This is a genomic window from Zongyangia hominis (assembly GCF_014385095.1).
GTDB lineage: Bacteria > Bacillota > Clostridia > Oscillospirales > Ruminococcaceae > Zongyangia > Zongyangia hominis.
The window spans coordinates 499,295-520,633 of the sequence record NZ_JACRTC010000001.1 but is presented as its reverse complement, the minus strand read 5'-3'; the positions used below and the strand labels follow the sequence as shown (position 1 = coordinate 520,633).

The window sequence follows — 21,339 nt, the reverse complement described above, 5'->3', positions numbered from 1 at the left end:
GTCTGTTTCATAATTATGCATCAGGGATTGCCGTTATGTTAGAGCAAAAACGCCAGGTGCAGCCCCAGGACCACCAAAGCGGCGGCGGCCACCACAACGCACCAGATATGATATTCCCGGTCCATTTTCCGCTTTGTTTCCGCGGAAGGGGGCGGGGGCAGAGGAGGAAGCGTTGGCTGTGTTTCCCTCTTTTTGTATTTGCGGCGGCAGACGGCGAAGAGAATAAGCCCCACTAGACACCAGATCACACCGGCGACGATAGCCGTGGGGTCGAGTTGGGTCATCAGGAGCAGATAGATCAACACACTGACCGGCGCTCCCAGCCAAAGGAGCGGCGCACGGTAGGGGCGGTCAAGCTGCGGATTCTTGATGCGTAGCCCACAAGCGGCCGCTATGCCGATGACGTAATACAGCAGTGTGGCAAAGAGGGAGAGGGAGGCGATAATGGATAAGGAATTGGTGGAGATTAAGAGCAGCATACAGCCGCCCAGCACCAGGATAGCCGGGATGGGCGTCTGAAAACGGGGGTGGAGCTTCCCGAGGAATTTGGGGAGCGCGCCGTCCTTGGCCATGGAATACAGGTAGCGGGCGGGCGCGGAAACACTGGCATTGAGGGTGGAAAAGTCGCCCCCGAAGGCAATGCCCAGGCAAAGGAGAATAAGTGGGAACCCGATGACCCCCGCCAGCTTCATCCCCTCGGCGTAGGGCGCGGCGGCGCTTGCCAAAGAGGCGAGGGACGCGGGCGGCACGATGCACAGCAGGGCCCATTGGAAAAGCCCATTGACAGCAAAGACCAGAAACGGCGCCAGAATCAAAGCGCGGGGCAGGTTGATCTGGGGGTGGCGGATTTCCTCGCCCATGGCGCAGCAGGTCTCAAATCCCGCAAAGCACCACCAGATCATGGCGACACAGGGCAGAAACCCGGCGAGGGTCATGCTTGCGGGGTTGGGAATCACAAGCGTCCCGCCAAAGTGCATGGAGGGGAGCATGGAAAAAATCCAAACCACGGCCACGCCCCAAAAGAAAAAGAGGAACCCGTTTTGCATCCGTCCGCTCATCTCCACGCCCCGGGCTGCTAAGAGGAGAAATCCCACTACCGCTAGACAGGCGATCCACCGGTCGCTGAGTGGGAGATAAATCCCCAGCGCCTCCAAGAGGGTCCTAATGTAATAACTGAAAGCCAGCGCTTCGCCGCTTGCCACCGATACCATGGAGATGATGAAACACCAGCCCGCCAGCATGCCGAAAGGACGCCCCAGCCCTAAAGAGGCATACTGATAGGTACCGCCGGAATAGGGGAGCGCGGCGCCCATCTCGGCATAGAGCAGCGCAGGATAGACGCTGATCAAAAGGGCGGTGAGAGTGGCCAAGATGACGGCGGGTCCCAATAGTCCCACCACATTGGCCCCCACGGTAAAGAGCCCCACGCCGATGACGGTTCCGGTCGTGATTGTGATGGATTCCCTAAGGCCCAAACACCGCTTTAAAACAGGAATTACTTCCTTGTCCTGCATTCGCATCGCTTCCTTTCATGCTTTTTTTCTTCCCACCATCCTATGTAAAATCGTAGGAAAAGCCACTCATAGGCCATGAAGGTTGGAAGAAGCGCATGTCTTTAACCAGCGGCTGCAAACTCAGAAAAATCCCATTTGGCACGCCCTTTTATGATGAAAGCTGGGAGCACCATGGGTATTGGGACCGGTTGGAAACTGGGTGACGGGCGTCTTCATCCTCGAAAAAATGGTGAAAACTGCCCTTTCTTTTCTTTTTTATTAAGTTTAAAAAGTAAAAGAAAAAATTGAAAGAGATGTCGAAAAATGCTATAATAATTCGGTTGACATCGAGGATGGACTGATGTAAAATGAGGTTCAGAACATTCGTTCTAACGAAACTATTTGATAAAGACGGCGTTATCGGAACAATTATAACGTTATAATACGAATGCGGAACCGGATTACTTTTGGAGAATGAATATGAGTGAGCACCAGGAAAAATTTCAATTGGTTTCCCCCTATCAGGCGACGGGCGACCAGCCCCAGGCCATCGCCCAGCTGGTGAATGGCGTTGAGCGGGGAGACAGGGAACAGACCCTGCTGGGCGTGACAGGCTCCGGCAAGACATTTACCATGGCCAATATCATCGCCCAGATGAACCGGCCCACACTGGTGCTGGCCCACAATAAAACCTTAGCAGCCCAGCTGTGCTCTGAATTTAAGGAGTTTTTCCCCAATAACGCGGTGGAATACTTCGTTTCCTATTATGACTATTATCAGCCGGAAGCCTATATTGCCTCCACCGACACTTACATCGAAAAGGACAGCGCCATCAATGAGGAGATTGAGAAACTGCGCCATTCCGCCACCTCGTCTCTGTCCGAGCGGCGGGATGTGATCATCGTCGCCTCGGTTTCCTGCATTTACAGCTTGGGCGACCCCATTGACTACCGCAACATGGTTATCTCCCTGCGTCAGGGGATGCAGAAAGACCGGGACTCCCTGCTCAAAAAGCTGGTGGAAATACAATATGAGCGCAACGATATTAACTTTGTCCGCAATAAATTCCGCGTCCGGGGCGATGTGGTGGAGATTTTCCCCGCCTACTCGGGGGAGACGGCCATCCGGGTGGAGTTTTTCGGCGATGAAATCGACCGCATCAGCGAGATCAATCCTCTGACCGGGCAAGTCAAAAGCGTGGTCTCCCATGTGGCCATCTATCCCGCCTCTCACTATATTGTGCCCCAGGACAAGATGAAAGGGGCCCTCGTGGACATCGAGCGGGAGATGGAGGAACGGGTGGCCTACTTTAAGTCCAAGGACAAGCTCATCGAGGCCCAGAGAATTAAAGAGCGGACCTGCTATGACATCGAGATGCTCCAGGAAATCGGATTTTGCAAGGGCATCGAGAACTACTCCAGGGTATTGTCCGGACGGGAGCCGGGGAGCTGTCCGTTTACTCTCCTCGACTATTTCCCCGACGACTTTCTCCTCTTTGTGGATGAGTCCCACGTGACCCTGCCCCAGGTGCGGGGCATGTTCGCCGGGGACCGGGCGAGAAAGCAAAACCTGATCGAGTTTGGCTTCCGCCTTCCCTCGGCGCTGGACAACAGACCCCTCAATTTCGAGGAGTTTTACGGCAAGCTCAACCAGATCATCTACGTCAGCGCCACCCCCGGCGACCTGGAACGGGAGCACAGTACCCAGATCGTGGAACAGGTCATCCGTCCCACCGGACTTTTGGACCCTGTGGTCACCGTCAAGCCGGTGGAGGGACAAATCGACGACCTGCTCAGTGAAATTAACCTGCGCACCCCCAAGGGCGAGCGGGTCCTGGTCACCACCCTGACCAAAAAAATGGCGGAGGATCTGACCTCCTATATGGAAAACATGGGGGTGCGGGTGCGCTATATGCACCACGACATCGACACCATCGAGCGCATGGAGATCATCCGTGACTTGCGTCTGGGCGAATTTGACGTGCTGGTGGGCATCAACCTCCTCCGCGAGGGATTGGACATCCCCGAAGTCTCCCTGGTCGCCATTTTGGACGCGGATAAGGAGGGATTCCTGCGCAGCGAAACATCGTTAGTGCAGACCATCGGCCGCGCGGCGCGCAACGCCGGAGGTCAGGTCATCATGTATGCCGACAGCGTCACCGGCTCCATGGAGCGGGCCATCCGGGAGACCCAGCGCCGCCGGGAGATCCAGACGCGATACAACGAGGAGCACGGCATCGTGCCCCAGACCATCAAAAAGGACGTCCGGGAGATTTTGGAAATCTCCAAGAAGGAAGAGGTCAAAAACAAGAAGGGCAAGAAGCTCTCCCGCGAGGAGCGGGAAGCGCTGATTAAGAAATATACGGCGGAAATGAGAAACGCCGCTAAAATTCTGGAATTTGAGCACGCGGCCTATCTGCGCGATATGATCAATAAGCTCAGGGAACAGGGTTAGAGGCTGGAGGGAAGAATTTGGCAAGAGATAAAATCGTCATCAAAGGGGCAAGAGAACACAATCTAAAGAATGTGGATTTGGAAATTCCACGGGACAAGCTGGTGGTTTTCACAGGCCTGTCCGGCTCGGGAAAATCCTCGCTTGCTTTCGATACCATTTACGCGGACGGACAGCGGCGGTATGTGGAGAGCCTCTCCTCCTACGCCCGTCAGTTTTTGGGCCAGATGGAAAAGCCGGATGTGGATTACATCGAGGGGCTTTCTCCGGCCATCTCCATCGACCAGAAGACCACGTCCAAAAACCCCCGTTCCACCGTGGGAACGGTCACCGAAATTTACGACTATCTCCGTCTGCTCTATGCCCGCATCGGCATCCCTCACTGCCCGGTCTGCGGCAGGGAGATCAAGCAGCAGACGGTGGACCAGATTGTGGACCGGGTGCTGGAACTGCCGGAAAACACCCGGGTGCAGATCATGGCCCCGGTCGTCCGCGCGAGAAAGGGCACCCATCAGAAGGAATTTGAGGCCGCCCGCAGAAGCGGCTATGTCCGGGTGCGGGTCGACGGCAATCTTTACGATCTCTCCGAGGAGATCACACTGGAAAAGAATAAGAAGCACACCATCGAGGTCATCGTGGACCGCCTGGTCATCAAGGACGGCGTCCGCTCCCGGCTGGCCGACTCCATTGAGACGGCGGTGGGACTCACCGGCGGGCTGGCGGTCATCGACGTTGTGGGCGGGGAAGAGATCATGTTTTCCCAGAACTATTCCTGCCCCGAGCACAACATCAGCATCGACGAACTGTCCCCCCGGATGTTCTCCTTCAATAACCCCTTTGGCGCCTGCGAGAAGTGTACGGGCCTGGGCACCTTCCTGGAGGTGGACCCGGACATGGTCATCCCGGACAAGAAGCTCTCCCTCCGCCAGGGGGCTATCAAGGTCAGCGGCTGGTACTACGCCGAGGGCGGCATCGCCCAGATGTACTTTGAGGGGCTGGCCAAGCACTACGGCTTCTCTCTGGACACGCCGGTGCGTGAGCTGCCCAAAAAGGTCATCGACATCCTCCTCTATGGCACCAAGGGGGAGAAGATCAAGCTGACACGGGAAAACGAGCTCTCCCACGGCACCTATTTCACCGATTTTGAGGGCGTGGTCAATAACTTGGAGCGCCGCTTCCGGGAGACCAACAGCGACTGGATGCGGGAGGAAATCTCTTCCTACATGAGCACGGTGGAGTGCCCGGAATGCCACGGCCAGAGGCTTAAAAAAGAGGTGCTGGCCGTCACGGTGGGCGGCATCAACATCAGCGAGTTTTCCAAAATGTCGGTGGTGGACGCCCTCAACTTCATTGAAAACCTGGACCTCAGCCAGCGCGAGCACATGATTGCCGACCGGGTCCTGAAAGAGGTTACCGAGCGCTTGGGCTTTTTGCAGAGCGTGGGGCTCGAATATCTGACCTTATCCCGGTCGGCCAGCACCTTGTCGGGCGGCGAGAGCCAGCGCATCCGGCTGGCCACCCAGATCGGTTCCTATTTGGTGGGCGTCCTCTACATCCTGGATGAGCCCAGTATCGGGCTGCATCAGCGGGATAACGACAAGCTCATCGCCACCCTCAAACGGCTGCGGGATCTGGGCAACACTCTGATCGTGGTGGAGCACGACGACGAAACCATGCTGGCCGCTGACTACATTGTGGACATCGGCCCCGGCGCGGGACTCCACGGCGGCGAGGTGGTCTTTGCCGGCACGGTGGAGGACATGAAAAAATGTGACGCCTCCATCACCGGGCAGTATCTCAGCGGCAAAAAGAAGATTCCCATCCCTGAAAAGCGCCGTTCCGGAGACGGGCGATTCTTGGAGATTCGTGGCGCGGAGGAAAATAACCTCAAAAATATTGATGTCAAGATCCCGTTGGGCGTTTTTACCGCCGTCACCGGCGTGTCCGGCTCGGGTAAGAGCTCCCTCATCAACGAAATTCTCTATAAGAAGTTGGCACACGACCTCAACGGCGCGCGGACCAAGGCGGGAAAACACGGCGAAATGGTGGGTGTGGAGCTCTTAGACAAGGTCATCGATATCAACCAGTCTCCCATCGGCCGCACGCCCCGCTCCAATCCCGCCACCTACACCGGCGTCTTCACCGACATCCGGGATGTGTTTGCCCAGACGGCGGAGGCCAAGATGCGGGGCTACAATTCCGGGCGTTTCTCCTTCAATATCAAGGGCGGACGCTGCGAGGCCTGCGAGGGTGACGGCATCATCAAAATTGAAATGCATTTTCTCCCCGATATTTACGTGCCCTGCGAAGTTTGTAAGGGCAAACGGTATAACCGGGAGACTTTGGAGATAAAATATAAGGGGAAAACCATCTACGACGTGCTGGAAATGACGGTGGAGGAGGGGCTCGCCTTCTTCGCCAACCATCAGAAGATCAGCCGGAAGCTCCAAACCCTCTACGACGTGGGTCTGGGCTATGTCAAGATCGGCCAGCCCGCCACGACCCTCTCCGGCGGCGAGGCCCAGCGGGTCAAGCTCGCCACCGAGCTTTCCCGGCGTCCCACCGGCCGCACCATCTATATCCTGGATGAACCGACCACCGGCTTGCACGCCGACGACGTCAAAAAGCTCATTCAGGTCCTCCAGAAGCTGGTGGACACCGGCAACACGGTAGTGGTCATCGAGCACAACTTGGATGTCATCAAAACAGCCGACTACATCATTGATCTGGGCCCGGAGGGAGGCGATCGGGGCGGTGAAGTGGTGGTCTGCGGAACGCCCGAGGAAGTGGTCCGGTGCGAAAACTCCTATACCGGCCAATACCTCAAAAAAATACTCAAATAATTGCGAAAACCTCTTTACAAATCGACACTAAATCAGTATAATTTAGTTAAGAAATTCACAAACTCAAAACGAGAAGGGAGACTCTCTTATGGCAAAATATGTATGCACTGTCTGCGGCTACGTTTATGACGAGGAGCAAGGCGATCCCGATGCGGGCATTGCGCCTGGAACCAAATGGGAAGACGTTCCCGACGATTTTGTCTGTCCTCTTTGCGGCGTTGGTAAAGATATGTTCGAAGCGGAATAAGTTCGGATGCAAGGAGGCTTCAAGGCCTCCTTGCATTTTGTTAAAGATAGGGGAATAGAAAACATGGCAACCTATAAAATTACAGATTCGATATACTCGGTGGGGGTGCTCAACCCCAACATGCGTATTTTTGACATCGTGATGGCCACCGAATACGGCACGACCTACAATTCCTATGTGGTCAAAGGCGGAGAAAAGACCGCTCTCATCGACACCTGCCACAAGACCTATTTCCGGGCCTACCAGGACAATATTAACGATGTGGCGGACATCGAGAAGATCGATTACATCATCATGAACCACAACGAGCCCGACCATTCGGGGGTCCTGTCCAAGCTCATTGAGCTCAACCCCAACCTGACGGTGGTGGCCTCCCAGGCCGGCGCGCTGTATTTAAAAAATATCACCAACTGCCCCGACATGAAGGTGCAGGTGGTCAAGGACGGCGACGAGATCGATTTGGGCGGAAAGAAACTCAAATTCATCATCGCGCCCTTCCTCCACTGGCCCGATTCCATGTTCACCTGGTGCGAGGACGACAAGGTGCTCTTCTCCTGCGACTTTTTCGGCTGTCACTACTGCGAGCCCTATGGCTTTGACGTCAACGTGGCCTATCCCAAAGCCTATGAAATCGCTCTCAGGGGTTATTACGACGCAATATTCGCCCCCTTTGCCCCCTATGTGCGCAAGGGGATGGATAAGATTCGCGACCTCGATCCCGACTTTATCTGCACGAGCCACGGCCCGATCCTGACAAAAGGCGGCAACATCGAGCACGTCAAGGAGATGTACGAGCTGTGGAGCCGTCCGGCCAAGAAGGAGGGGACCACCATCCCGGTCTTCTACTGCACCGCCTACGGCAACACCGGCATTTTGGCCGAGGCCATCCGGGACGGCATCCTGAGCGTCCTGCCCGACGCGAAGGTCCCGGTCTATGACATCAACGACCACAAAATGGACGAGCTTGCGGCGCAGCTCAATGGGAGCGACGCCTTTGCCATCGGTTCGCCCACTCTCAACCGGGCGGCGGTGCCGCCGGTGCTCCAGCTGCTCAGCCACCTGGATATGATCAACAACCAGAAGAAGCCCTGCCTGGTCTTCGGTTCCTACGGGTGGAGCGGCGAGGCGGTCCCCATGCTGACGACCTACCTGAAAGCGCTGAAATTCAACGTCTTCGGCGACGGCTGCCGGGCCGTTTTTGTCCCCTCGGAGGAGGAAATCGCCCGGGCCAAAGCCTACGGCGCCGATTTTGCAAAGGCCCTGTAACGAGAAAAGCATACCGCGGAAGGAATGTTCCTTCCGCGGTATTTTCTTCCAGAAACGGCAGAATGTTGTCACTGAGGCGAAAAAATGCTATACTGTGGCTAGCTTCTGCAAAATTGCAGGGCGGTGAGGAGGCAATTATTATGTGGGCAAACGAAAGCGTATTTTATCAGATATATCCGCTGGGGTTCTGCGGGGCCCCGGAACAAAACGACGGCGTCACCCAGGCGCGCATCCATAAGGTGAGTCAATGGATTCCCCATATTGTAAAGACCGGAGCCGACGCCATCTATTTTTCCCCTCTCTTTTCGTCCGATTCCCACGGCTACGATACCCGGGATTACCGGGTGCTGGACTGCCGGCTGGGGACCAACGCGGACTTTAAAGAAGTCTGTAAGGATCTCCACGCAAACGGCATCAAGGTGGTCCTCGATGGGGTTTTTAACCACGTGGGCCGTGGATTCTGGGCCTTCCAGGACGTGCTGAAAAACCGGGAAAACTCCCCTTATAAGGACTGGTTTTTTCTGAATTTTCACGGCAATGACGGCTATAACGACGGGCTTTGGTACGAAGGCTGGGAGGGACACTACGAGCTTGTGAAGCTCAACCTGCGCAATGAGGCCGTCATCTCCCACCTGTTCGAGTGCATCCGGGGCTGGGTGGAGGAGTTTGACATCGACGGCCTGCGCTTGGACGTGGCCTATATGATCGACCGGGACTTTTTGCACCGACTGCGCCAGTTCTGCGACTCCCTCAAGCCTGACTTTTTCCTGGTGGGGGAGATGCTCCACGGGGACTACAACCAGCTTGTCAACGACGGGATGCTCCACAGCGTCACCAACTACGAGTGCTATAAGGGGCTTTATTCCAGTTTTAACAGCATGAATCTGTTTGAAATCGGCCACTCTCTCCTGCGCCAGTTCGGGCCGGAGAACTGGACGCTCTATAAAGGCAAGCATCTGCTCAACTTTGTGGATAACCACGACGTCACCCGAGTGGCCAGCATTCTGCAAAACAAGGAGCATCTGCCCCTCATTTACGGCCTTTTGTTCGCCATGCCGGGCATCCCCTGCGTCTACTACGGCAGCGAGTGGGGCGCGCTTGGCGACAAGCAGCAGGGAAGCGACGCGAGCCTGCGCCCCTCCTTTGATGCGCCCCAGGAAAATGAGCTGACCGGGCGCATCGCGGCCATGGCGAAGGCTCACCGGGAGAGCCCCGCCCTGTGCTACGGGGACTACACCTCGGTGGTACTGACCAACAAACAGATTATTTTCCAGCGCAGGTGTGAGGAGGAGCGGGTCATCGTGGCCATCAACGCCGACAGCGAGGCCTACACCGCCCACTTCGACGCCCAGTGCGGCCAAGGGGTGGACCTGATTACCGGCGACCTCCACGACTTCGGCGGGGGGAGCACCCTGCCGCCGTACAGCGTCGCCTATTGGAAGACGAAACGATAAATTTCAGGGGTCCGCGTGAAAACACGCGGACCCCTAGCACTTATCTCTTTTCTGAGGAATGCAGTTGAATAAAACGGCGAAAAATGGTATAATAATTTGAATTTCTTTTGGAAGGAGATCAGATTTTGCCGCAAAGCAAAAATTTAGAGATAGATTTGTCCTTTTCGCAGGAAAGCGGCGGCATCGCGGCCATGAGCCCCCTGTGGGACCTGCAGAAAACCTACGCGGATCGGGTTAAGGCGATGCTGCATGATCGTCTGGGCCGGGCGCCGCGGGCCTGTGTGCGGACCTTCGGCTGCCAGCAGAACGAGGCGGACAGCCAGCGCATCGAGGGGATGCTCTCCCAGATGGGGTACAGCTTCACCGGCAATCCGGAGGAAGCGGACCTCATCATCTTTAACACCTGCGCGGTGCGCGAAAACGCAGAGGACCGGGTCTTCGGCAATGTGGGGGAGCTCAAGCGCCAGAAGGAAAAGAACCCGGAACTGATCATCGGCCTGTGCGGGTGCATGGTCCAGCAGCCCCACATCACGAAGAGGATTCAAAAGAGCTTTCCCTATGTGGATTTGGTCTTCGGCACCCATGCGCTCGCGAGCCTGCCGGAGCTGTTATTCCAAAAGCTCCAAAGCCGTCGGAGGGTCTTCGATATCCACGAAAGCGACGGGGAAATCGTCGAGGGCCTGCCGGTGCGCCGGGTGGACGGGGTCAAGGCCTGGGTGCCCATCATGTATGGATGCAATAACTTCTGCACTTACTGCATCGTCCCCTATGTCAGAGGGCGGGAGCGCAGCCGGGAGCCGGAAGCCATCCTGGAGGAAATTAAACAGCTCACGGCAAATGGCGTCAAGGAGATCACCCTCCTCGGGCAGAATGTCAATTCCTACGGCAAGAATTTGGAGCGGCCCCTCTCCTTTGCGGGACTGCTCGAACAGATCGACGCCCTGCCCGGGGACTTTCGCATCCGTTTCATGACGTCCCACCCCAAGGACTGTACCCGGGAGCTCATCGACGCCATTGCCCGGTGTCAAAAGGTGTGCCGGCACATCCATCTCCCCGTCCAGTCGGGGAGCAGCCGGGTCCTCTCGGCTATGAACCGCCATTACACCAGGGAGCAGTATGTGGACCTCATCCGGTACGCACGGGAGAAAATTCCCGGCGTCTCCTTTACCAGCGACATTCTGGTGGGATTTCCCGGGGAAACCTATGAGGAATTTCTTGAAACCCTGTCGCTGGTCCAAGAAATCGAATACGACAGCCTGTTCACCTTCATCTATTCCAAGCGGGAGGGAACCCGGGCGGCGCAGATGGAGGACCCGGTTCCTTACGCGGAGAAGTCGGCCTGGCTGCGGCAGATTATCGCCGCCCAGGAGGACATCGCGTCCCGCCGCCACGAGGCCCTCGTCGGGGAGACCCTCCGGGTGCTGGTGGAGGGGGCGGGCAAGCATCCCGGCACCGTGCAGGGGCGCAGCGATCAAAATATCATCGTGGAATTCCCTGGGGAGGAAAGCCTTTTCGGCTCCTTTGCGAATGTTAAGATCGAGCGGGCCGCCAACTGGGCGGTCTTTGGAACGCGGGAAGAGTGAGCCATCACTTCGCCCCTGATGCAACCAAAGTGATGCACGGGGGACATACGCGCTTTCGTGTTCGCTCCTCACGCGCAAAAATAATCGCACAGCGATCATTTTAGGTATGTCTTTTGGCAAAATAAAAGTACCGCCGCCAAACGCGGCAAAAAATTTGACGATCAAAATACAGGAGGAAAAAATCATGGATATTATTAAAATGGCAAGAGAGATGGGCAAGGCCATCCAGCAGGACGAAAACTATCTGGCACTGATGAAGGCCAAGGACGTCATCGACAATGACGAGGTTTTACAAAAGCAGATTTCTGAGTTTAATCTGAAAAAGATGGACCTCAACCAGGAGCTGGGAAAAGAGGACAAGGACCAAGACAAGCTGACCTCCTTGGACCGGGAGATCAAAGAGCTCTATCAGTCCATCATCGGCAACGAGCAGATGATCGCGTTTAACGAGGCCAAACAGGCCATCGACACCATGATGAACCAGGTCAGCCAGATCCTGATGCTCAGCGTCAACGGCCAGGACCCCGACACGGAACTGAGCTCCTGCTCGGGAAGCTGCTCGAGCTGCTCCGGCTGCCACTAGCTTTATATTCATAGAAATTGACAGAAGGATTCAAGGAGGAAACGACAGTGGCCGAACTTTCACCCATGATGAAGCAATATTTTAAAATTAAGAGCGAACATGAAGATCAGCTTCTGTTTTTCCGCCTTGGGGACTTCTATGAGATGTTCTATGACGACGCCATCACGGCGTCCAAAGAACTGGAGCTGACCCTCACCGGCCGGGACTGCGGCCAGGAGGAACGGGCTCCCATGTGCGGTATCCCTTATCATAGCTGCGAGGCATATATCGCAAGGCTGGTCAAAAAGGGCTATAAGGTCGCGATCTGTGAACAGATGGAGAACCCGGCCACGGCCAAGGGCGTGGTCAAGCGGGAAGTCATCCGCGTCGTCACCCCCGGCACCATCATTGAAAACAGTATGCTGGATGAATCCACTAACAACTTTATCTGCTGCTCCTACCTGGATGAACATGCTTGTGGGCTGAGCTTTGCCGACATTTCCACCGGCGAAGTCTATGTCACCGAGCTTGGCATGGAAGAGGTGGAGTATAAAATCATGAACGAAGCGGGCCGCTTTTCTCCCAGTGAGGTGGTGGCCAATTCCGCTTTGTCGGGACGCAGACAGGTGATGCAGTTTTTTAAAGAGAAACTAAACTGCCTCTTCGACGTGCTGGACGACGGCTATTTTGAAAGTGAAGCTTGCATCGACCGGGTGCGGCACCAGTTTGCCGGCACCGATTTGGAAAAGCTGGGGCTCATCGACCAGCCCGCCGCCCTTAAGAGTTTGGGCGGTCTCATCGCCTATCTCTACGACACGCAGAAAAACGGCGTGGAGCGGCTCATGACCATCAACCTCTATAACGAGGCCCAGTTCATGAATCTGGACCTGGTGGCCCGGCGGAATCTGGAACTGACCCAGACGCTGCGCTCCGGGGACAAGCGGGGAACCCTGCTGTGGGTATTGGACAAAACAAAGACGGCCATGGGCAAACGGCTCATCAAAAGCTACATCGAACAGCCGGTGGTCAACCCCACCATCATCACCAAACGCCTGGGCGCGGTGGACGAGCTGACCCAGAATAACGTGGCCCGACAGGACCTGATGGAGCTTTTGGGGGGCGTCTTCGACATGGAGAGGCTCATGACGCGCATCGTCTACGGCAGCGTCAACGGAAGGGAATTAAAGGCTCTTGCCTTTACAGCGGAAAAACTGCCGAAAATCAAGGAACTCCTCGCCCCATTTCACGCCACCTACCTGGAACAGGTGCGGGAGAGCATCGACCCGCTCAGTGACATCGCGGCGCTCATTGAGGCGTCCATCATCGACGACCCGCCGGTCAACCTCAAGGAGGGCGGCGTCATCCGGGACGGCTACAGCGAGGAACTGGACGCCCTGCGGGACGTGGTCCAAAACTCCAAGAAGTATCTGGCCAACATCGAGGCCACCGAGCGGGAGAAAACCGGCATCAAAAATTTAAAAATCGGATTTAACCGGGTATTCGGCTATTACATCGAAGTGACCAAATCCTTCTTAAGCCAGGTGCCCGAAGCATACATACGCAGACAGACCCTCACCAACTGCGAGCGATATATCACCCAAGAGCTCAAGGAGCTGGAAGAGCTGATTCTGGGGTCCAAGGACAAGATTATCGCGCTGGAAACCGACCTCTTCGAGAGCATCCGCATGACGGTGGCGTCGGCGCTCCACCGCATCCAGGCCACGGCGGCGGCGGTGGCGAAATTGGACGTCTTCTGCTCCCTTGGACAGGTGGCCGTCAAAAACCACTATGTCCGTCCCAACATCAACCTGGACGGCCGCATTGAAATTAGGGACGGCCGCCATCCGGTGGTGGAGGCCTTGGGCAGCGGTCCCTTTGTCCCCAACGACGTGATTCTCGACAAGAATGAAAACCGCATCGCTATCATTACCGGCCCCAATATGGCCGGAAAATCCACCTATATGCGCCAGGTGGCCCTCATCGCCCTCATGGCCCAAATGGGCAGCTTTGTCCCGGCCCAGAGCGCGGACATCGGCATTGTGGACGGCATCTTTACCCGGGTGGGGGCGTCGGACGACCTGTCGGCGGGCCAGTCCACCTTCATGGTGGAGATGAGCGAGGTGGCCTACATTCTCAAAAACGCCACCGACAACAGTCTGCTCATCCTCGATGAAATCGGCCGGGGCACCTCGACCTACGACGGCATGAGCATCGCCCGGGCGGTCATCGAATATATCGCCGACAAAAAGAAGCTGGGGGCCAAGACCCTCTTTGCCACCCACTACCACGAGCTGACCGAGCTGGAGGACGCCATCGGCGGAGTAAAAAACTACAACATCGCCGCCAAGAAGCGGGGGGACGACATCATCTTCCTGCGGCGGATTGTCCGGGGCGGCGCCGACGACAGCTACGGCATCGAGGTATCCAAGCTGGCGGGCATCCCCGACCCGGTGATCAAACGGGCCCACGAGGTGCTCCGGGCCTTGGAGACGGGGAAGACGCCGTCGGAACCCAAACGCAACCGCAAGGCAGTCAAGCAGGAGGAAAACATGCAGGTTTCCTTCGCCCAGTCGGCCAACGACCAGCTGGCGGAGGCGATCAAAACGGTGGATCTTAACACCATCACCCCCATCGAGGCCCTCAATAAGCTGTATGAACTGAAAAACTTAGTGCAATAAATGGGCGGTCCGTCATTTCGGACGGCCTGACCGATACTCTAACAAAAGGGAGGTGCCCGTATGCCGGTTATTCACGTGCTGGACAAACACGTCGCGGAACTCATCGCGGCGGGAGAGGTGGTGGAACGTCCCGCCTCCGCTGTCAAGGAACTGATGGAAAACGCCATCGACGCCGGCGCGTCCTCCATTACGGTGGAGATCCAAAACGGGGGCATCTCCTATCTGCGCATCACCGACGATGGCTGCGGCATCGCCCGGAGCGACGTCAAAAACGCATTTTTGCGCCACGCCACCAGCAAAATTCAAAATGAAAACGACCTGGAACGCATCGGCACCCTGGGATTTCGGGGCGAGGCGCTGGCCTCCATTGCGGCGGTCTCCCATGTGGAGATGCTTACCCGCACCCAGGAGGAGGAGCTTGGCACCCGGATTGTACTAAACGGCGGGGAGATCGAGAGCTTCGACGACGCGGGCTGCCCCAAGGGGACCACCATCATTGTCCGGGACCTATTTTTTAACACCCCGGCGCGAATGAAGTTCCTCAAAAAGGACGTCTCCGAGGGCAACGCCGTGGCCAATGTGGTGGAAAAGGCGGCCCTGTCCCGGCCGGACGTGTCGGTCCGGTTTCTGCGGGACAACCAGGAGCGGCTTTACACGCCGGGCGACAACAGCCTCAAATCCGCCATCTATTCGGTCTTGGGCAAAAAGTTTGCCGACGATCTGATTCCCGTTAGCTACGAAAGTGGCGGACTGCGGCTGATGGGGTACATCTCCAAGCCCTTCGCGGCGAGAGCTAACCGCACCATGCAGAACTTCTTTGTCAACAAACGCTTTGTCAAGTCCCGGACTTGCATGGTGGCACTGGAAGAAGGATATAAGCACAGCATCATGACCGGGAAGTTTCCGGCCTGTGTGCTGCATATCGCCATCCCCGAGGACACCGTGGATGTCAACGTGCACCCGGCCAAGATCGAGGTGCGCTTTGAAAACGAAAAGAGAATCTTTGACCTGGTCTATTACGGGGTCAAGTCCGCCATCATGAAATCGGGCGCCCAACCGGAAATGCATCTGGCGGGGAGCGGCAAGGCGGTGTCCGCCATCAAAGGCGTGAGCTTAGGGGACGGGGAAAAGGATCAGCTCCGTCTGAGCGCGCTTGCGCATGTGCGGGGTGAAGAGAAGACCATTTCTCCCGCTCGGGCTCCATTGGCCACGCCCGCGGGGGAAGAAGAACCGATGAGACCCCGCGTCCTCTCACAACCCAACTCTGCCGTCGAGCCCGCCCGTCCCATCCGGGATATGACGGCGGTGACCTATTCGGTTCGGCCCGAAAAGGAAGGCAAGGAGGAACCGTCCTTGCGCCAGCCCCTTCCCAAGGCTGCTTGGGTATCTGCTGCGGCTTCCGCTGCGGAAGAAGCGCCAGGCGATGGGGCAGGGCCATCGGATGCGGAGAAGGACGCTTCCCCGACAGCTGCCCTGCTGGAGGAAAAGCCGGGCTGGCGGCTGGTAGGGGAAGTGTTTCACACCTATGTCATTTTGGAGCGGGGCGGCGACGTGGTCTTTATCGACAAGCACGCGGCCCACGAGCGGCTGCTCTATAACCGGCTTAAAGCAGGACTCACCGAGATGGACCGGCAGTTTTTGCTTTCCCCCGTGATGGTGACGCTCAGCCGGCAGGAGCATGAAGCGGTTTGCGGCCACATCGACACCTTTGCCGCCTTCGGCTTCGACGCGGAGGACTTCGGGGATCAGACGGTGCTCATTCGCAGCGCCCCCATGCTCCTCGACGCGGGGGAGATTGAAAGCTGTGTCTGCGAAATCGCCTCTTCCATCTTGCAAAACAAGAAGGACCTGACCCCCGCCGTTATGGATGAGCTCTATCATTCCATCGCCTGCAAGGCGGCCATGAAGGCCCATGACCAGCGGGATGAGCTGGAACTCAGAGAGCTTGTTACCCTGTTAGACCAGGACGAAGATGCCAAATTCTGTCCCCATGGACGGCCTGTTTCGGTGCGCGTGAGCGAAAAGGATTTGGAAAAGCGCTTTGGAAGGCAGTAGCCTTTCTTCCGGGCTCGTCTGTTTTGATCTGACCAAAAAGAGAATGGGCCGGGCCGCCCAAAATAATCAGCGAAACCCGAGTGGTCCACAACCGAGGTAAAGGGAGGGAAAATCGATGGAAGAAAAGACGCCGCTTTTGGTCGTCACCGGACCCACGGCCTCGGGAAAGACCCGGCTATCCATCGATTTGGCCCGCTGCCGTGGCGGCGAAATCGTCTGTGCCGACTCCATGCAGATTTATAAGGAGATGCAGATTGCTACGGCCAAACCCACGCCGGAGGAAATGGGGGGCGTGCCCCACCATCTCTTTGACTTTCTGGACCTGGATGAAGAATTCAGCGTCGCCCAGTACTGCCGCCGGGCCAAAGAGGCTATTGCCCACATCGCTGGACGGGGAAAACTCCCCATGCTGGTGGGGGGGACCGGTCTTTACATCCATTCCCTCATCGACAATGTGGACTTTGATCAAATCAAAACCAACGAACCGCTCCGTAAAGAACTTTGCCTTTACGCCCAAGAAAACGGCAACGAGGCCCTCTTTTCCCGTCTCAAAGAAATCGACCCGGCGCTCTGTGAAAAGCTCCATCCCAATAACCTTTACCGGGTCATCCGCGCCATTGAGGTATACCACACCACCGGTGTTCCTATGTCGGAGCTTCAGCGTAAGGCGAAAGGCCGGGAGAGCCCCTATGCGCTGTGCATGATCGGCATCGCCTATGACGACCGGCAAAAGCTCTACGACCGGGTCAACCTGCGGGTGGACCAGATGCTGGAAGCGGGGCTTTTGGAGGAGGCGCGGGACATTCTCTCCCGTGATGCGGTCCGCACTGCCCGACAGGCCATCGGTTATAAGGAACTGATCGGATACCTCAACGGCGAAATCCCCTTGGAGGAGGCGGTGGAAAACCTCAAACGGGAAACCCGCCGCTATGCCAAACGGCAGCTGACTTGGTTTCGGAGAGACCCCAGAATCCAGTGGATCTATCCCGATCTTTTGCACGGATATGACGAAGTTTTTTTGTCAGCGCAAAAAATATTGGAAAAAAGTGGCATCTTGTGATAAGATAGTTTTAAGATCTCTACTATAGATCTGACATAATCTTGTGATAGCATAAAAATGTACTTCTGTGTCTTGTGGCCGCCTTTCCTTGGGGGGAGGGGGCGCGGGATATGGGACAAGCACGAAACATGGCAAAAGAAGCCGCGGCCCCATCCAGCGGCGGGGCGATTCTTTTGTCCTGACAGGCAGTCGCTGGAGAAATGGTGGTTACGATGAACAAGAACATGAATTTGCAGGACGTTTTTCTCAATCAGGCACGCAAAGAAAAGATAACAGTGACCATTTATCTGACCAATGGCTTCCAGTTTAAGGGCGTTGTCAAAGGCTTTGACAGTTTCACGGTCATTCTCGACACCGAAGGCAAACAGAATCTCGTCTATAAACACGCGATTTCTACCATCACGCCTTCCCGGGCCATCAGCATTCTGGACCAGAGCGAGCGGGAAGACCAGGAAATTCATTAACATTGGAGTCTTCTGATGAATAATCGAACCGGAAAAGTACTCATCTTTGTTTTTTCGCTGTTTTTGATTGTCTATGCCGGTTATCAGGCGGTGCGCTATTTTTATGCGCCCTGCCGCACCGAGACGGCCTTTAACTTCACCGTCGCCGATAGCGTGACCTCTCAGGGTATCATTATCCGGGATGAGGCGGTCATTGAAGGGCAGCAGCAAAGCGGCGTCGTCAGCTACGTTAACGCCGACGGTACCAAGGTGTCCCAGGGCAGCGTCATCGCCGAAATATATCCGTCCGAGCAGTACGCGGCGGACAAGGTGCGCATTGAGGAACTCGACTATCAGATCGGTGTGTTGGAGGAAGCCCAGAACGCGGGGACCGGCTATTACGCCAACTCCGATTCCATCACCCGGCAGATCGCCGACCAGCTGGGCCACTACATCGATCAAGCCTCTACCGGCCAGGTGGGGGAGATTGATGAAGCCAAGAAGAACTTGGTGTCCCTTATCAATAAAAAACAGGTGTCAACCGGCAGTTCTGCCGACTACACCGCTACCATTGAACAGCTGAGCAATGAGAAGGCCCAGCTGGAGGAGAGGGTGGCGGCAGGCGCCGAGCAGACCATCACGTCGCCGTTGGCGGGCATCTTCGTCGGCTCGGTGGACGGGTTGGAGGACTCCCTCAATTTTGAAGCGATGGACAAAATGACCGTCAAAGAATATGAGTCCTTCATCAGTCAGACGGTGGAGGGGAAAAGCGGTTCCGTCGGCAAGATTATCAGTGAATTCAACTGGTTTTACGCCGCCCAAGTGTCCCCAGACGAGACTACTAAGTTTGTGGAGGGCTCTTTGGTGAAGCTCACCTTTGCCGGGACAGACGGCGAGGTAATGCCGGGCAAAATTATGAAGATCATCAGCGACGACACCTCTAAAAACAACATCGTCATCATCCGCTGCAACCGGATGTCCTCGGACCTGGCGCAGCTTCGCACCGCCGAGGCCCAGATTCAGTTTGAAACCTATACCGGTCTTCGGGTGCCGGACAAGGCCATCCGCATCCAGGACGACGTCCGGGGCGTGTTTGTGCGGCTGGGAGACCGGGTCATCTTTAAAAAAATTGATCCCATCTATGTGGGTAAGGGATTTATCCTCAGTGCCGTGGATACGCTGGACGAGGACGGCTCGTTACAACTCTTTGATGAAATCATTGTGGAAGGGACGGATTTGTATGACGGAAAACTTCTCAAATGATGAAAGGCAGCGGCAGATCCAGGAGCGCGTCGCCCGCATCCGGGAGGAGATTGCCGGAGAGGCTGTCCGATGCGGGCGCAAACCGGAGGACATCACTCTGATGGCCGTGACCAAGACGGTGGACCCCATCTATGTCAACACCGCCATCGGCTGCGGCGTCCGGGTGCTGGGTGAAAACCGGGTCCAGGAGTATCTCTCCAAGCGGGACGATTACCGCTTAGACGGCTGTTCGGTCCATATGATCGGGCATTTGCAAAGCAACAAGGTCAAATTCATCGTGGACAAGGTGGACTGTATCCAGTCGGTGGATAGCGTCAAACTTCTCAGCGAAATCGACAAGGAGTCGGCGAAGGCCGGCAAAAAGATGAAAATCCTTTGTGAGGTAAATATTGGCAGGGAAGAGAGCAAATCGGGACTCGACCCCGACGCGGTTGTGGATTTTGTGGAGCAAGCGGCGGGCTTTTCCCACATTCAGGTGTCCGGTTTGATGGCAATTCCTCCAATTTGTGATAAAATTTCAGATTTGGAAGACTATTTTGACAGAATGTACAACCTATTTCTTGACATTAGCACAAAAAAAATAGATAATGTTTCTATGGATTTATTATCTATGGGAATGTCAGGCGATTATCTGCCCGCGATCCGCCATGGGTCCAATATGGTGAGGCTTGGCACTGCAATATTCGGCAGAAGAAACTATTAAGGGGGAACTGTCATGGGAATGATGGACAAGTTCAAGAATTTTATGGGCATACCCGACGAAAACTACGAGGATGACGACATGGACATTATCTCTTCCAAATTTGACGACGAGGTGGAGGCTCCCGCAGAGGAAGCCATCGGCAAACAGCGCAACAAGGTAGTCAATATCCACGCAACCACCCAGCTGCAGGTCGTGCTGGTCAAGCCCGAGCGCTTTGACGACGCCAGCTCTGTGGCCGATCATCTCAACTCCAAGCACACCGTGGTCCTCAATCTTGAGTCCACCAACCGTGACGTGGCCAGAAGACTGCTCGACTTTTTGAGCGGCGTGGCCTATGCCAACAATGGACACCTCCAGCGTGTTGCCAACAGCACCTACATCATCACGCCCTACAATGTGGACATCAAGGGCGAGCTTTTGGATGAGCTGGAAAGCAACGGCGTATTCTTTTAACGCGTAGAACTGGAGATTATCGATGAAAACGACACTATCTTCGCCCGAGGACAAATTGCTTTTGTCCCGGGCCGAAGATTGTTTCATGTTTGCCGCAGATCACTATACCCCCAAGTTTTTGGGCTTTCTCGACCTGCACCAGCAGGCGGTGCTCCGCACCCTTCCCGCCATGTCCGACGTGACCCTCCATTTCTTTGGCGGATATCCGGACAGCGAGCGGGTGATGGCGGGCTTTTTTCCGCCTTACAGCGAGCCGGAGGAGGGGGAATACCCCATCCATCCGCTGACTCTCAACTTTCGCCGGGAGGCGTCCGTCTCCCACCGGGACGTGCTGGGAGCGCTGATGCATCTGAGCATCACCCGGGAGAGCGTGGGGGACATCCTGGTGGAACCGGGGCGGTGTGTGATCTTCCTCAAGGAGCCGGCGGTTAAGCTCGCGAAAAATGAGCTGAGCAAAGTGGGCCGGGAGGGCGTCAAGCTGGAGGACGGCTTTTCGCTGCCCTTGCCGGAACTGCACCAGTTTGAGGAAAAGGAGGGCACGGTCAGCTCTATGCGGCTTGACTGTGTCGTAGCGCTTTCCCTCAATCTCAGCCGCGAAAAAGCGGTGGGACTCATTACTGGGGGGCTCGTGAACCTCAATTTTCTCCCCTGCGAAGACAAGGACCGAACCGTGGAGGCGGGCGATCAGCTCTCCCTTCGCGGATATGGACGCTATCAGATTGACAGCATCGGTGGGACAACCCGCAAGGGCAGAACCTTTATCCGTATCAAAAAATTTATTTGAC

16 protein-coding genes are annotated in these 21,339 nt (G+C 56.1%); 15 read left to right on the top strand and 1 reads right to left on the bottom strand.

From position 1 onward, the window contains the following. Positions 1–38 precede the first annotated feature (38 nt). A complete protein-coding gene (locus H8709_RS02270) occupies positions 39–1,514 on the bottom strand; it encodes an APC family permease (RefSeq protein WP_262396745.1) in 1,476 nt (491 codons plus the stop codon). Positions 1,515–1,973: 459 nt separating this feature from the next. On the opposite strand from H8709_RS02270, the gene uvrB reads away from it, so the two are divergent. From uvrB to H8709_RS02195, 15 genes are all read left to right on the top strand, one after another. Continuing rightward, positions 1,974–3,947 carry an excinuclease ABC subunit UvrB gene (gene uvrB / locus H8709_RS02265; RefSeq protein WP_262396744.1) on the top strand — a complete coding sequence of 658 codons (1,974 nt, stop codon included), beginning with the start codon at positions 1,974–1,976 and terminating at the stop codon, positions 3,945–3,947. Positions 3,948–3,964: 17 nt separating this feature from the next. Continuing rightward, the gene (gene uvrA / locus H8709_RS02260) at positions 3,965–6,787 is read left to right on the top strand and encodes an excinuclease ABC subunit UvrA (RefSeq protein ID WP_262396743.1); all 2,823 of its coding nucleotides are present in this window, start codon (positions 3,965–3,967) and stop codon (positions 6,785–6,787) included. An 88-nt stretch (positions 6,788–6,875) separates the two neighbouring features. Next, positions 6,876–7,034: a rubredoxin gene (gene rd, locus H8709_RS02255; RefSeq protein ID WP_262396742.1), complete on the top strand. Its 159-nt coding sequence runs from the start codon at positions 6,876–6,878 to the stop codon at positions 7,032–7,034. A gap of 63 nt (positions 7,035–7,097) precedes the next feature. Beyond that, positions 7,098–8,300 carry an FprA family A-type flavoprotein gene (locus H8709_RS02250; protein ID WP_262396741.1) on the top strand — a complete coding sequence of 401 codons (1,203 nt, stop codon included), beginning with the start codon at positions 7,098–7,100 and terminating at the stop codon, positions 8,298–8,300. Positions 8,301–8,440: 140 nt separating this feature from the next. Then, complete coding sequence (locus tag H8709_RS02245) at positions 8,441–9,754, top strand: alpha-amylase family glycosyl hydrolase (RefSeq protein ID WP_262396740.1); 1,314 nt, start codon at positions 8,441–8,443, stop codon at positions 9,752–9,754. 125 nt (positions 9,755–9,879) lie between these two features. Continuing rightward, a complete protein-coding gene (gene miaB, locus H8709_RS02240) occupies positions 9,880–11,337 on the top strand; it encodes a tRNA (N6-isopentenyl adenosine(37)-C2)-methylthiotransferase MiaB (RefSeq protein WP_262396739.1) in 1,458 nt (485 codons plus the stop codon). 184 nt (positions 11,338–11,521) lie between these two features. Next, positions 11,522–11,920, top strand: coding sequence for a YlbF family regulator (locus H8709_RS02235; RefSeq protein WP_262396738.1), 399 nt, complete (start codon positions 11,522–11,524; stop codon positions 11,918–11,920). Between the two features lie 47 nt (positions 11,921–11,967). Continuing rightward, positions 11,968–14,577: a DNA mismatch repair protein MutS gene (mutS, locus tag H8709_RS02230; protein WP_262396737.1), complete on the top strand. Its 2,610-nt coding sequence runs from the start codon at positions 11,968–11,970 to the stop codon at positions 14,575–14,577. Positions 14,578–14,637: 60 nt separating this feature from the next. Beyond that, positions 14,638–16,632 carry a DNA mismatch repair endonuclease MutL gene (gene mutL / locus H8709_RS02225; protein WP_262396736.1) on the top strand — a complete coding sequence of 665 codons (1,995 nt, stop codon included), beginning with the start codon at positions 14,638–14,640 and terminating at the stop codon, positions 16,630–16,632. Between the two features lie 115 nt (positions 16,633–16,747). Next, positions 16,748–17,692: a tRNA (adenosine(37)-N6)-dimethylallyltransferase MiaA gene (gene miaA / locus H8709_RS02220; RefSeq protein ID WP_262396735.1), complete on the top strand. Its 945-nt coding sequence runs from the start codon at positions 16,748–16,750 to the stop codon at positions 17,690–17,692. A 212-nt stretch (positions 17,693–17,904) separates the two neighbouring features. Continuing rightward, the gene (gene hfq / locus H8709_RS02215; RefSeq protein ID WP_262396734.1) at positions 17,905–18,156 is read left to right on the top strand and encodes an RNA chaperone Hfq; all 252 of its coding nucleotides are present in this window, start codon (positions 17,905–17,907) and stop codon (positions 18,154–18,156) included. A gap of 15 nt (positions 18,157–18,171) precedes the next feature. Continuing rightward, positions 18,172–19,398: an HlyD family efflux transporter periplasmic adaptor subunit gene (locus H8709_RS02210; protein ID WP_262396733.1), complete on the top strand. Its 1,227-nt coding sequence runs from the start codon at positions 18,172–18,174 to the stop codon at positions 19,396–19,398. Then, positions 19,376–20,101: a YggS family pyridoxal phosphate-dependent enzyme gene (locus H8709_RS02205; protein WP_262396732.1), complete on the top strand. Its 726-nt coding sequence runs from the start codon at positions 19,376–19,378 to the stop codon at positions 20,099–20,101. The genes H8709_RS02210 and H8709_RS02205 overlap by 23 nt, the downstream gene beginning before the upstream one ends. Positions 20,102–20,113: 12 nt before the next feature. Continuing rightward, the gene (locus tag H8709_RS02200; protein ID WP_262396731.1) at positions 20,114–20,554 is read left to right on the top strand and encodes a cell division protein SepF; all 441 of its coding nucleotides are present in this window, start codon (positions 20,114–20,116) and stop codon (positions 20,552–20,554) included. A 22-nt stretch (positions 20,555–20,576) separates the two neighbouring features. Next, on the top strand, positions 20,577–21,338 hold the full coding sequence (locus H8709_RS02195) for a YlmH family RNA-binding protein (protein WP_262396730.1): 762 nt from the start codon (positions 20,577–20,579) through the stop codon (positions 21,336–21,338). Position 21,339: the final 1 nt, after the last annotated feature.